The sequence below is a fragment of the Polaribacter huanghezhanensis genome (assembly GCF_030444335.1).
Lineage (GTDB): Bacteria > Bacteroidota > Bacteroidia > Flavobacteriales > Flavobacteriaceae > Polaribacter > Polaribacter huanghezhanensis.
The window spans coordinates 1,864,334-1,877,763 of sequence record NZ_CP128595.1 but is presented as its reverse complement, the minus strand read 5'-3'; the positions used below and the strand labels follow the sequence as shown (position 1 = coordinate 1,877,763).

11 protein-coding genes are annotated in these 13,430 nt (G+C 30.7%); 10 read left to right on the top strand and 1 reads right to left on the bottom strand.

Annotation, left to right across the window (positions count from 1 at the left end; genetic code table 11):
* Positions 1–26 precede the first annotated feature (26 nt).
* The 4 genes from KCTC32516_RS08850 to ribB are packed head-to-tail and all read left to right on the top strand — an operon-like array spanning position 27 to position 5,729.
* Positions 27–2,456: an FtsK/SpoIIIE family DNA translocase gene (locus KCTC32516_RS08850; RefSeq protein WP_301400054.1), complete on the top strand. Its 2,430-nt coding sequence runs from the start codon at positions 27–29 to the stop codon at positions 2,454–2,456.
* A gap of 10 nt (positions 2,457–2,466) precedes the next feature.
* Positions 2,467–3,126, top strand: a complete 660-nt coding sequence (gene lolA1 / locus KCTC32516_RS08845) for an outer membrane lipoprotein periplasmic chaperone LolA1 (RefSeq protein ID WP_301400053.1) — start codon at positions 2,467–2,469, stop codon at positions 3,124–3,126.
* A gap of 24 nt (positions 3,127–3,150) precedes the next feature.
* A complete protein-coding gene (locus KCTC32516_RS08840) occupies positions 3,151–4,584 on the top strand; it encodes an LptF/LptG family permease (RefSeq protein ID WP_301400052.1) in 1,434 nt (477 codons plus the stop codon).
* Positions 4,584–5,729, top strand: coding sequence for a 3,4-dihydroxy-2-butanone-4-phosphate synthase (ribB, locus tag KCTC32516_RS08835; protein ID WP_301400051.1), 1,146 nt, complete (start codon positions 4,584–4,586; stop codon positions 5,727–5,729). Before KCTC32516_RS08840 ends, ribB begins: the two co-directional genes overlap by 1 nt.
* Before the next feature lie 105 nt (positions 5,730–5,834).
* On the opposite strand, the gene pepE is transcribed toward ribB, so the two are convergent.
* Entirely contained in the window at positions 5,835–6,536 is a 702-nt protein-coding gene (gene pepE, locus KCTC32516_RS08830) for a dipeptidase PepE (protein ID WP_301400050.1), read from the bottom strand.
* Positions 6,537–6,672: 136 nt separating this feature from the next.
* Between pepE and KCTC32516_RS08825 the strand changes: the two genes are divergently transcribed.
* From KCTC32516_RS08825 to KCTC32516_RS08800, 6 genes are all read left to right on the top strand, one after another.
* Positions 6,673–7,455 (top strand): carboxypeptidase-like regulatory domain-containing protein, encoded by a 783-nt coding sequence (locus tag KCTC32516_RS08825; RefSeq protein WP_301400049.1) that lies wholly within the window; start codon positions 6,673–6,675, stop codon positions 7,453–7,455.
* A gap of 13 nt (positions 7,456–7,468) precedes the next feature.
* Entirely contained in the window at positions 7,469–7,747 is a 279-nt protein-coding gene (locus tag KCTC32516_RS08820; RefSeq protein ID WP_301400048.1) for a hypothetical protein, read from the top strand.
* An 18-nt stretch (positions 7,748–7,765) separates the two neighbouring features.
* Positions 7,766–8,290, top strand: coding sequence for a hypothetical protein (locus tag KCTC32516_RS08815; protein ID WP_301400047.1), 525 nt, complete (start codon positions 7,766–7,768; stop codon positions 8,288–8,290).
* A gap of 49 nt (positions 8,291–8,339) precedes the next feature.
* Complete coding sequence (locus KCTC32516_RS08810; protein WP_301400046.1) at positions 8,340–8,837, top strand: DUF6702 family protein; 498 nt, start codon at positions 8,340–8,342, stop codon at positions 8,835–8,837.
* Positions 8,838–8,869: 32 nt separating this feature from the next.
* Positions 8,870–10,996, top strand: coding sequence for a M1 family metallopeptidase (locus tag KCTC32516_RS08805; protein ID WP_301400045.1), 2,127 nt, complete (start codon positions 8,870–8,872; stop codon positions 10,994–10,996).
* Between the two features lie 158 nt (positions 10,997–11,154).
* Positions 11,155–13,368, top strand: a complete 2,214-nt coding sequence (locus tag KCTC32516_RS08800; protein ID WP_301400044.1) for a M1 family metallopeptidase — start codon at positions 11,155–11,157, stop codon at positions 13,366–13,368.
* Positions 13,369–13,430: the final 62 nt, after the last annotated feature.

The following is a 13,430-nucleotide window of genomic DNA, read 5'->3' as shown; positions in this document are numbered from 1 at the left end:
ACACTTTTACAATCTACAATTAATTAATGGCTAAAAAAGCAAAAACAACAAAGCAAAAAACAGTGAGAAAACCTAGGTTTCAAAAAGCAAAAGCATTTTTTAACAATAGACAAACTCATACTGTTTTTGGATTGTTTTTAGCTTTGTTTTCACTCTTTTTAATCATTGCTTTTTTCTCATTTTTCTTTTCTTGGCAAGCAGACCAAAGTACATTAACTCAATTTGCTGATAAAACGGTTGAAACAAAAAACCTTTTGGGTAAAGTTGGTGCTAACTTAAGTCATTTTTTTATTTATGACGGATTTGGAATTGCAGCATTTATCATTCCGATATTACTTTTTGTAAGCGGTTTGTATTGGTTGTTTAAAATGCCTTTTAGAAGAGTTGTTAAAACTTGGAATTTAGGGTTACTTATTATGCTTTGGTTTTCAATTACCCTAGGATTTGTTCCAGGTAAATTTGCTGTTTTAGCAGGAATTATCGGTGTAGAAATTAATGAATATTTACAAACATTTTTAGGCAAAACCGGATTGATAATTGTGTTAAGCTTTTTATTTTTAACCTATATCGTTATCCGTTTTAAAGTAACTCCAGAAAGTGTTTTGTCTAAATTTAGATCAAAGAAAAAAGAAAAAACCGAAGACGACACCATTGATAAATCGATTGAAGAAGCTATTATTGAGAACGAATTTGAATTTGAAAACACTACCGAAAAAGAATCTGAATTTGAAAAATCTGTAACAAATTTACAACCAACAATTAGTCGTTTTTCGGATGTACATACTACAACGAATAAAGATGAAGATAGTTTATTAGACGTAGTTTTACAAAATGAAACAAATGAAGGTGAGGAAAAAATTACAGAAAAAGAAGTTCAAATAGATATCGATAAAATTGAAGAAGAAGAACATTCTACTGAAAATTTATCAGAAAAATTAGTCAAAGATTTTGGAGAATTTGATCCAACTTTAGAGTTAGGAAACTTTAAATTTCCCACTTTTAATTTATTAAAACAATACAACGAAAGCATTTCTATTGATCCTGAAGAATTAGAGGCAAATAAAAATAGAATTTTAGAAACGCTTAAGAATTATAAAATCGAAATTGCAAAAATTAAAGCAACTGTTGGTCCAACGATTACTTTGTATGAAATTGTTCCTGAAGCTGGAATTCGGATTTCTAAAATTAAAAATTTAGAAGACGATATTGCGTTGTCTTTATCGGCATTAGGAATTCGTATCATCGCTCCTATTCCAGGAAAAGGAACCATCGGAATTGAAGTTCCCAATAAAAAAGCAACCATTGTTTCGATGCATTCTGTGATTTCTTCAAAGAAGTTTCAAGAATCACCAATGGAATTACCCATTGCTTTAGGAAAAACAATTTCTAACGAAACTTTTGTCATCGATTTGGCAAAAATGCCACATTTATTAATGGCTGGAGCAACAGGGCAAGGGAAATCTGTTGGATTAAATGCTGTTTTAACATCGTTATTGTACAAAAAACATCCTGCAGAAGTAAAGTTTGTTTTGGTGGATCCGAAGAAAGTAGAATTAACGTTGTTTAATAAAATTGAGCGTCATTATTTAGCAAAATTACCAGACAGCGAAGAAGCAATTATTACCGACACCACCAAAGTAATTAACACACTAAATTCTTTGTGTATAGAAATGGACAATCGTTATGATTTGCTTAAATCTGCAATGGTTCGTAACATAAAAGAATACAATGTAAAGTTTAAAGCGCGAAAATTAAATCCGAATGACGGACATCAATTTTTGCCGTACATCGTTTTGGTTATTGATGAATTTGCAGATTTAATAATGACTGCTGGTAAAGAAGTAGAAACGCCTATTGCACGTTTGGCTCAATTAGCGCGTGCCATCGGAATTCATTTAATTGTAGCAACTCAGCGTCCGTCTGTTAACGTAATTACAGGAATTATCAAAGCAAATTTTCCAGCAAGAATTGCCTTTAGAGTTACCTCAAAAATAGATTCTAGAACTATTTTAGATGCTGGCGGAGCAGATCAATTAATTGGTCGTGGAGATTTATTATATACCGCAGGAAACGAAATAAACAGAATTCAATGTGCCTTTGTAGACACGCCAGAAGTTGAAAAAATCACGGACTTTATTGGTTCGCAAAGAGCGTATCCAGAAGCGTATTTATTACCCGAATATGTTGGCGAAGAAGCTGGCACATCTCTTGATATAGATATTGCAGACAGAGATAAATTATTTAGAGAAGCCGCAGAAATAATTGTTACCGCACAACAAGGTTCTGCTTCTTTATTACAACGAAAATTAAAATTAGGATACAATAGAGCAGGTAGATTAATTGATCAATTAGAAGCTGCAGGAATTGTTGGCGGATTTGAAGGAAGTAAAGCCAGACAAGTTTTAGTAACTGATTTAGTTGCTTTAGATCAATTATTAGCAAACGAACAAAATTAGAATTCAATTTATGAAAAACATAACCATCTATTTTTTATTTCTTTTTATAGGGATTTCAACAAGCAATTTTGCACAAGATAATGAGGCAAAAAAACTCCTGGATGAAGTTTCTAGCACCATGACTTCATATACAAATATGGAAATTGCATTTACCTCGAGTTTAAGCAATGAAGCTGCCGGAATTAAAGAAGGTGATGAACCACCAATGAAAGGAAACATCATTCTAGAAGGAGAGAAATACAATTTAAATTACATAGGAAATAACTTTATCTTTGATGGTGAAAAACTGTATGTAATTAATCATGATGAAAAAGAAATTGCTATAAATGATGGTGATTTTGATACTGAAGACGGATTTATTTATCCGTCAAAACTATTAACCTTTTATCAAGATGGCTACACGTTTAAATTAGGAAAAACAGCAACTGTAAACGGAAAAGAAATTCAGTTTGTAGAATTAACGCCAATTGATAGCGATTCTGATATTGTAAAAGTAGAATTAGGAATCGAGCTTAAAACAAAACACATTTACAAGTTAGTTCAGACTGGAGCAAACTCTTCTAAAACTACGTTTACAATCACTTCGTTACAAAGCAATCAAAAACTACCAAAAGACACTTTTGTTTTTAATAAAAAAGCCTATTTAAAAAAGAATTATAGTATTGATTAATACTATTTTTATAACAAACTTTTTATGAAATTACTAGACAAATACATATTAAAAAGTTTTATAAAGCCATTTGTGGCTACTTTTTTAATTGTCTTATTTGTTTTGGTAATGCAAACTTTATGGTTGGCTTTTGAAGATATTGCTGGTAAAGGAATCGATCTTATTTTTATTTTTAAATTTCTTTTTTACACCGCATTAATTGTTACGCCACAAGCATTGCCAATTGGCGTATTACTTTCTTCAATTATGGCGTTGGGTAATTTTTCTGAAAATTACGAATTTGCCGCAACCAAATCAGCCGGAATCTCTTTACAACGCTTAATAAGACCTTTAATACTCTTAACAATTGTTTTAAGTTTCGTTAATTTTTTATTTTTAAACAATGTGTATCCGTATGCAATGTTTAAACAAAAAAACTTGTATGTAAATATCAAAAAACAAAAACCTGCATTGGCTTTAATTCCTGGCGGATTTAACACCGAAATTCCAAATTACCACATTAAGTTTGATGAAAAATATGGAGAAAATGACAACTTATTAAAAAACGTAATGATTTATGATTTATCCGAAAAAAAATGGAATAAAAAAATTATTACAGCCAAAAGGGGAAAAATAATCAATGAAGAAGGAAGTAAATACATGACATTAGTCTTGTACGACGGTCAGTTTTTTGAAGAATATATCAGTCCAAAAACGGAAAAAAACATGCCGGCTTCTACCGCAAGTTTTAAAGAGTATTCTATCATTATAGATCTTTCTTCTTTTTCTACTGATATATCTGATAAAGAAGACTTAAAGAGTTACCACATGTTAAGTTTAACGCAATTAAAAGATACATTACCCTATTTTAATACGAATTTTAAAGGATACATAAAAGGAAGAGCAAAAAACTTTTATTTAAATGCTGATGGACAAAAATTAATTCCAACTAAAAAAGATACTATTTTAAATAAATTAAAAGCAGAAGTTTTAAATAATTTTGATGAAAGCACACAATTACGTTTGATAAATTCTTCAATAGAAAAAAACAAAACTGCTTTAGACATTATAAAAAACAAAAAAAGTTCTTTTAAATTTAAAAGAAAATTATTGAATTTGTACGAAACAGAATATTACAATAGAGTTGCCTTTTCTTTGTCTTGTTTAATTTTATTTTTTATTGGCGCACCATTAGGTTCTATCATTAGAAAAGGAGGTTTTGGTTTGCCAATGATTTTGGCAATCTCTATTTATGTATTGTACTTTTTTGCAAATACTTTTGGAAGAAATCTAGCAGAAGAAAGTTCCATAACTACATTTTTGGGTTCTTGGATTTCTGCACTATTAATGATACCAATTGCCATATTATTAACAAGAAGAGCTACAAAAGATATGGGAATCTTTAATATTGATGTATTTTTGCAGCCAATTACAGCTTTTTTTAAAAAATTAACGTCTAAAAAAGACAACAACATCTAATGAAGCAAACGAAAGTGACAAACAAGATTCAACTAAATTCAATTGCAGAAGCTATTGAAGATATTAGAAACGGAAAAGTAATTATTGTTGTAGATGACGAAGACAGAGAAAACGAAGGAGATTTTGTTGCTGCCGCAGAAAAAGTAACTCCAGAGATGATTAATTTTATGGCAACACATGGTCGTGGATTAATTTGTGCTCCGATTACAGAACAACGCAGCAAAGAATTGCAGTTAGGAATGATGGTAAACAACAATACCGACCCTATGGAAACTGCTTTTACCGTTTCTGTAGATTTAAAAGGAAATGGTGTTACCACCGGAATTTCTGCAAAAGACAGAGCTTTAACTGTAAAATCTATCATCAATCCAAATACAAAACCTTTTGACTTGGCAAGACCAGGACACATTTTTCCTTTAAAAGCAAAAGAAGGCGGCGTTTTACGTAGAACCGGGCACACAGAAGCTGCCATTGATTTTGCACGTTTAGCTGGCTTTGAATCTGCAGGAGTTATTGTAGAAATAATGAATGAAGATGGAACCATGGCGCGTTTGCCACAATTGTTAAAAGTTGCTAAAAAATTCGATTTAAAAATTGTTTCTATTGAAGATTTAGTGGCATACAGAATGGAACACGATTCTTTAATTGAAAAGAAAGATGATTTTGATATTGAAACTCGTTTTGGGATTTTTAGATTAAGAGCGTATCAACAAACAAATAATGGACAAGTTCATTTGGCGTTAACACAAGGTTCTTGGAAAGAAAATGAACCCGTAATTACAAGAGTAAACTCCACTTTAGTAAATAACGATATTTTAGGAACGCTCACAAATAATGCTGATAAAAAGCTAGATGATATGTTTAAAACCATTACCGATGCTGGTAAAGGAGCAATTTTATTTATCAATCAGCAAAATGAATCTCAAAATTTATTAAACCGTTTAGCCATTTTAAAAGAATTGCAATCTAGAGGAGAAATGAAAGCGCCACAAATAAAAATGGACAGCAAAGATTTTGGAATTGGCGCTCAAATCTTACACGATTTAAACATTCATAAAATCCGTTTAGTTTCTAATACAACACAAGAAAAACGTGTTGGTATGATTGGTTATGGTTTAGAAATTGTTGATTACGTGAAGTATTAGGAATTAGGAAAATTTTTAATCAAACAACAAAACTCTAAACCTTTGAACCTTTGCAACTTTCTAACTTTCAGACTTTCAAACTTTTAAACTTTTAAACTTTTAAACTTAAAAAATCACTTCACTTCCACTTTCTAGCTCAAAAGGAATTTCATTTTTTTTAAAAATCCGTGCTGATAAATTTCCTTTTAAAGTAACCGAATTTCCAAGAACTTCTAACCAACTTCCTTCTCGCAATCCAACTACTGAAATATCATTATACACATGAAATTCTTTAATTCGTGTTGCTCTTGTTTCTCCCATGTGTGTTGAGCCTTCAACAGGATCTAAATAATGCGCATTGATGTTAAACGGAATAAATTCTAAGGTTTTAAAACTCGACGGATACACAATTGGCATATCATTGGTGTTCATCATATTTACACCACAAATATTACTTCCTGCGCTGGTTCCTAAATACGGCGTTCCGTTTTCTACAACTTCTTTTAAAAGATCAAAAATGACTTGTTTGTAAAGCTGATGTACCAACTCAAAAGTGTTTCCTCCTCCGATAAAAATGGCTTCAGCATTTAAAATTGCTTCCTTTGGGTTTTTAAACTCATGAATCCCTTTTACATCAATATAAATTGTGCTAAAAGCCGCTTTTGCTTTTGCTGTATAATCGTCATATGAAATTCCGCTTGGTCTTGCGTACGGAATAAATAGCAAAGTTTTAACATTTTTAAAATGAGCAGAAAGTATTGGTAAAAGATATTCTAAATATCCGTTGCCATGAATGGTTGAAGTACTGGCGATAATGAGTTTTTTCATGTTTCAAAAATAATGAAACTAAAGTTATTGCATCAAAAAACAAGTAACAACTTTGCATTTTCTATATTTCTCTTTAACAAAAATTTACAAATGCTTTAATAGAGTTTTAAGAATGATGTCGGTTTTCTTTGTGACAATGAAAAACCTGACTTTACTTTTCTTCTTTATTGGAATCTCTAATATGATCAATTCTCAAGAGAAAAAATCAATTGAAATTTATGGAATCATTTCTTTGGATTCAATTCCGTTAGAAAATGCACATGTAATAAATAAAAATACATCAAAAGGTGTAATTACAAATGCAAAAGGAGAATTTAAAATTAGGGTTTCTAAATCCGATACCCTTTTTGTTTCACATATAACTATTGATCATAAAGAAATAACAATTACAAAAGAAATCTATGCATCAAAAAAAATAGCATTCAATAGTAAAGCAACAGCAACTCTTTTAGAGGAGGTTGTTCTTAAAAAAAGAAGAAGTATTTTTTATTTAGATCCGCAAATAATGCCCGCTTATATGGTAAACGCAACAACATTAAAATTACCCTTTGCAAATACAATTGCTAAAAAAGATAAGCGCATAACTAAATTAACTTTAACAAGTATTTCTGTAGATTTAGACAATCTAATTAGCTTTTTTAACGGAAAAACTAAAAAAACAAAAGAGTTAAAAAAAATAAAATTAGTAGATGCTGATCTTTTAAAAATTAGAGAAAAACTGTCAGATTTCTTTTTTGAAAAACAACTTGGAATTCAAAAATCGTATATCAATCAATTTCTAAATTTTTGTGCGTCAAAAAATATCATATCAAATTTTAAAAAAGGAAATCACCTTAAACTAACAGAAATTTTAATACGAGAAAGTAAAGTGTTTCCTCTTAAAAAAATAAATGAAGAAACTTTACTAACCAAAAATTAATTTACTTTACTGAATGAAAAAAAAACTACTCTCATTTTTTTTCTTTTACCTTATCTTTCAAAGTTCTTTTTCTCAAGAAAAAAGAGTTGAAATCAATGGCGTTGTTATAAATCCATCATCAAAAGCAATTAGAAATTCGAATATTTTAAATTTATCTACAAAAAGAGGAACAATTTCTAACAATGATGGCTCATTTGCAATTAGAGTACAAAAAGGAGATTGGTTGCAAATAACAAACATTCAATATCAAAGTAAAAAAATTAGAATTACTGAAGATGTTAGAAAAGAATAATTTTTACGTGTTTTTCTTTTGCCAATAATCAATTTATTAGATGAAGTTGAAATTAAAAAAAAGATGACCGGTTTTTTACGTTTTGATAGAATTGATAAGCCAAAAGATACGATTCCAAAAATAGATAAAGCCTTTTACGATTTTTCAAAAATGGATTTTACCGCCTATGATAATGCTATAAAACAAGCAAAAAAAATAAAAGAAAAAGGAGATGCTACTTACCTTACAGATCCAACTATGAAAAATGTTGCAACAACTATTTTAAGTGTTGCCATTCCAGACAAATCATCAATAAAGAAAAGAGCAAACAGGAAAAAAATAAACTTTAAAGAACAATTTCCTGAAAAACTTAAAAACCTGTTTGACGAGCATTTCTTTTTTGTTCAATTAAAAATCCCGAAACAAAACTACTATCATTTCATAGCATATTGCAATCCGTTAGGGATAGAAGAATTGTATAAAAACAAAAAGCAGCTCGAAATTCTTAAAATTTTGTTAAAAGAAAGTAAATCCTACCTACTTCTTTTAGAAAAAAGAGAATAATTTGTATAACAAAGTTTATTTGTTCAAATTTACATACAATTACTACCTAATGAGAACAAAGAAGTTACTACTAACACTATTTATAATTCCTCTTTTTGCTTTTACAGCACATAAATATTATTTGAGTTTAACTCAAATCGAGTACAATACTAAAAATAAATCTGTTGAAGTAATTATCAATGTCTTTATTGATGATTTAGAAACTGCATTCGATAAAATTTACAATAAAAGATTTGAGTTAGATACTAAAAATGAACCAGCAGATTCTGACAAATACTTTTTTGAGTATTTACAAAAAAATGTAAAATTCAAAATCAATGGTAAAGCTTATAATTATAAATACATAGGAAAAGAGTACGATGGCGATGTTGTTTTTTTCTATTTAGAAATTAAAAATGTTCCAACTTTAAAAGACATAGAAATTAATAATACTATCTTATTAGAACATTTTCCGGAACAACAAAATCTTGTAAAGTCTAAAGTAAATAAAAAGTACAAAAGCGTTTTACTTACTAAAAAAGAACAAACTGGAATCTTAAAATATTAACATAAATCACTAATTTAACTAAACTCAATAGTATGAAAAAAATCGGCTTACTAGTTCTCTCACTAGTATTTGTTGCGGTTTCATCTTTTGCACAACAAAAGGAAACCCAACAAGGACACACAAATCAGAACAAATTTAAACAACTTAAAGATGTTTTAGCAACACCTACAAGTCAAAGAACCGCTTCTGGAGCACCAGGAAAAAAGTATACCCAACAAAAAGTTGATTATGCTATGAATATCTATTTAGACGACGATAAAGAAACAATAACTGGAAGTGAAACAATTACATATCACAACAATTCAGAAGACGAATTGCCGTATTTATGGTTACAATTAGACCAAAATATGCGTGCTGCAGATTCTAAAACTCCAGACATTCAACCAAACAGAATTCCCAAAGGAATCTCTAAAGACGGGTATCAAAAAACATTTGAAGACAAACCTTTTGATGGAGGATTTAAAATTACAAGCGTAACAAATGTAGATGGAAGTGATTTATCATACACCATCAACCAAACAATGATGCGTATCAATTTAGCAAAACCTTTAGCTGCTGGAGAAAAATTTCAGTTTAAAATTAAATGGTGGTACAAAATCAACAATCATAGAACTCAAGGAGGAAGATCTGGTTTTGAACATTTTCCTGACGGAAATAACAACTACGTAATTGCACAATTTTACCCAAGATTATGTGTGTATGATAATGTAGAAGGTTGGCAAAACGATCAATTTTGGGGAAGAAGTGAATTTGCTTTAGAATTTGGAGATTTTAATGTAAACATTACAACACCAGATGATCATATGTTAGGCGCTACAGGGCGTTTGCTAAATGAAAAACAAGTATTAACGAGAACACAACTTAGAAGATTAGCAGAAGCTAAAAAATCTTTTAAAGACCCTGTGGTAATTCAAACACAAAAAGATGCAGAAAAAGTTGAAAAGAAAAGATCTAAGAGAACAAAAACTTGGAAATTTTTTGCAGAAAATGTAAGAGATTTCGCTTTTGCCTCTTCTAGAAAATTTATTTGGGACGGAATGGCAGTTGACATCAACGGTAGAACTGTAATGGCGTACTCTTATTATTCTAAAGAAGCAAATTCATTGTACGGAGATCATTCTACAAGAGCTGCAGCACAAACATTAAAAACATATTCAAAATATACTTTTGATTATCCTTATCACAAAGCAATTTCTGTTGATGGACAAATGGGAATGGAATACCCAATGATTGCATTTAATCCTGGAAGACCAAATGCAGACGGAACCTATTCTGATAGAACAAAATACAGAATGTTAGGCACAACAATTCATGAAGTTGGCCACAACTTTTTTCCAATGATTGTAAACTCAGATGAGCGTCAATGGACTTGGATGGATGAAGGTTTAAATTCATTTATGCAAATGTTAGCCATGAGAGCTTACGAAAAAGACTATCCTTTATCAAGAGGTTTACCTAAAAATATTGTTCGCTATATGAGTGGAGATCAATCTAGAATTGCTCCAATTATGTCTAAAGGAGATAATGTGTACAGTTTTGGTTCTAATGCTTATGCTAAACCAGCAACAGCCTTATGGATTTTACGTGAAACTATTATGGGGCACGAATTGTTTGATCATGCGTTTAGAACCTATTCTCAACGTTGGATGTTTAAACACCCAACTCCGGCAGATTTCTTTAGATCTATGGAAGACGCTTCTGGAATTGATTTAGATTGGTTTTGGAGAGGATGGTTTTACACAACAGATGTTACAGACATCGGAATTAAAAGTGTTAAAAAATTCTACGCAAAATCTGGAGATAATGATCGTGTAGAATTTACAGAAGACACAACAGAAGGAGCAAATTTTAACAAAGAAAAAGGAGCAAATTCTAAATACTTTTATGAAATCACTTTTGATAAACCAGGCGGATTGGTTATGCCAATTATTGTTGAGTTTACTTATAAAGACGGAACAAAAGAAAGAAAAACATATCCAGCACAAATCTGGAGATTAAATGACAAACAAGTTACAAAAGCAATTAATTCTGATAAAGAGATTACAAACATTACTGTAGATCCAGATTTAGAAACTGCAGATGTAGATATGACCAATAATAGCTGGCCAAAAAAACAAGACAACAAATTTGGTAAGTTTAAAAAGAAAATTAAAGGATAATATTTCTTATTAAGTACTTAAAAGAGGTATTATACACTTTATAATGCCTCTTTTTTTACTAAAAGTATGTTAAATTAGGTGTATAAATTAGCACTCATTAACAGATTATGAGTATTTTTCATAATTATTATTAATAATCAATACAAATTAACCACACAATGAAAAAAATCGGATTACTTCTATTTTCTATTTTCTTTGTAGTTGCTGCTGGGTTTTCTCAAGACAAAACTGAAAAGAAAACACAACAAGGACACACAGATCAAAACAAATTCAGACAAATGAAAGATTTATTGGCTACGCCAAATTCTGTTCATACTGCATCTGGAACTCCAGGATATCAATATTCTCAACAAAAAGTTGATTACAATATGGATATTCGCTTAGACGAAGATACAAATCGTATTTACGGAGATGAAACTATTATGTACCACAATAATTCTAAAGATCATTTAGAATATTTATGGGTACAGTTAGATCAAAACATGAGAGCAGATGACTCTAAAACACCAGATGCAGTATCTGGAGGAGCATCAGCATTTATTACACCTGACAAATTCAAACAAACCTACATGAAAGAAAAGAAAGGTTTTGGGTTTAATATTGAAGCTGTAGAAGGTGCAAACGGTAAAACATTATCGCATTTCATAAACAGAACAATGATGCGTATTAATTTACCACAAGCATTGGCTCCTGGACAAACATTTAAATTTAGAATTAAATGGAATTATAAAGTAAACGATATTAATAAAGATGGTGGAAGATCTGGTTTAGAAACTTTTCCTGACGGAAATAACAACTATACAATTGCACAGTTTTATCCTCGTTTAGCTGTTTATAATAATGTTGAAGGATGGCAAAACATGCAGTTTTGGGGAAGAAGTGAATTTGCTTTAGAATTTGGAGATTTTGATGTAAAATTAACTGTACCAGAAGATCATATTGTTGATGCAACTGGTGAGTTACAAAACGAAAAAGACGTCTTATCAAGAGCTCAACAAAGACGTTGGAAACAAGCTAGAAAATCTTTTAAAGATCCTGTAATGATCGTTACTCAAAAAGAAGCTGAAAAAACAGAAAAAGGGCGTTCTAAAAAACTAAAAACATGGCATTTTAATGCTAAAAATGTAAGAGATTTTGCTTGGGCATCTTCTCGTAAATACATTTGGGATGCGATGGCAACAAATATTAATGGTAAAACTGTAATGGCTGTTTCATTATATCCTAAAGAAGGAAATCCTTTATGGGAAGAGCATTCTACGAGAGCAGTTGCAAACACATTGATTGAATATTCAAAATTAACGTTTGATTATCCATACAGCAAAGCAATTTCTGTACATTCAGAAAGACAAGGAATGGAATACCCAATGATTTGCTTCAATTTTGGAAGACCGAATCCAGACGGAACGTATTCTGATAGAACTAAAAAAGGAATGTTGGGTGTAATTACACACGAAGTTGGTCATAACTTTTTTCCAATGATTGTAAACTCAGATGAGCGTCAATGGACTTGGATGGATGAAGGTGTAAACTCTTTTGTAGAAATATTAGCAGAATTAAAATACGATCCTGTATTATTTGCTATAAATCCTACGAAAAATATCACAAGATATATGGGTGGAGATCAATCTAACATCTCTCCTATCATGTCTCAAGGAGATTATGTAAAACAATTTGGACCAAATGCATATTCAAAACCAGCAGCTGGTTTATATATGTTGAGAAAAACAATTATGGGGCCAGAATTATTTGATCATGCATTTAGAACCTATTCTCAACGTTGGATGTTTAAACACCCAACTCCAGCAGATTTCTTTAGAACAATGGAAGATGCTTCTGGAATGGATTTAGATTGGTTTTGGAGAGGTTGGTTTTACACAACTGATGTTACAGACATCGGAATTAAAACGGTGAAACCATTGTATGTAACAGACAAACAAAGTGATCGTATTAAAAACATCATTAAAACAAATCCTGATGCTAAAGCATATTTTGATGGCTTAGGTGAGTTGGTTTATATTACAGACAAAAAAGAAGATGCAAATGCTGATGCTTTAAAAAAGCATATAGAAAACGGAAAAGAAATTCCATCTTATATGTATCAAGTAGAATTTGAAAAACCAGGCGGATTGGTAATGCCGATTATAGTTGAGTTAACTTATGCAGATGGAACGAAAGAAAGAAAAACATTCCCTGCTCAAATTTGGATGAGAGATGACCATAAAGCGGTAAGAGTTTTTGCATCTACTCAAGAAATTAAGAGTATTGTTGTTGATCCAGATTTGGAAACTGCTGATGTAGATACATCAAACAATAGCTGGCCTAAAAAAGAAGAAACGAAATTTGATAAATTTAAAACAAAAGTAAAAGGATAAATTCTTTTTCTTATAAAAACAAAAAGCCCAATCGTACGATTGGGCTTTTTTTATATCTATTT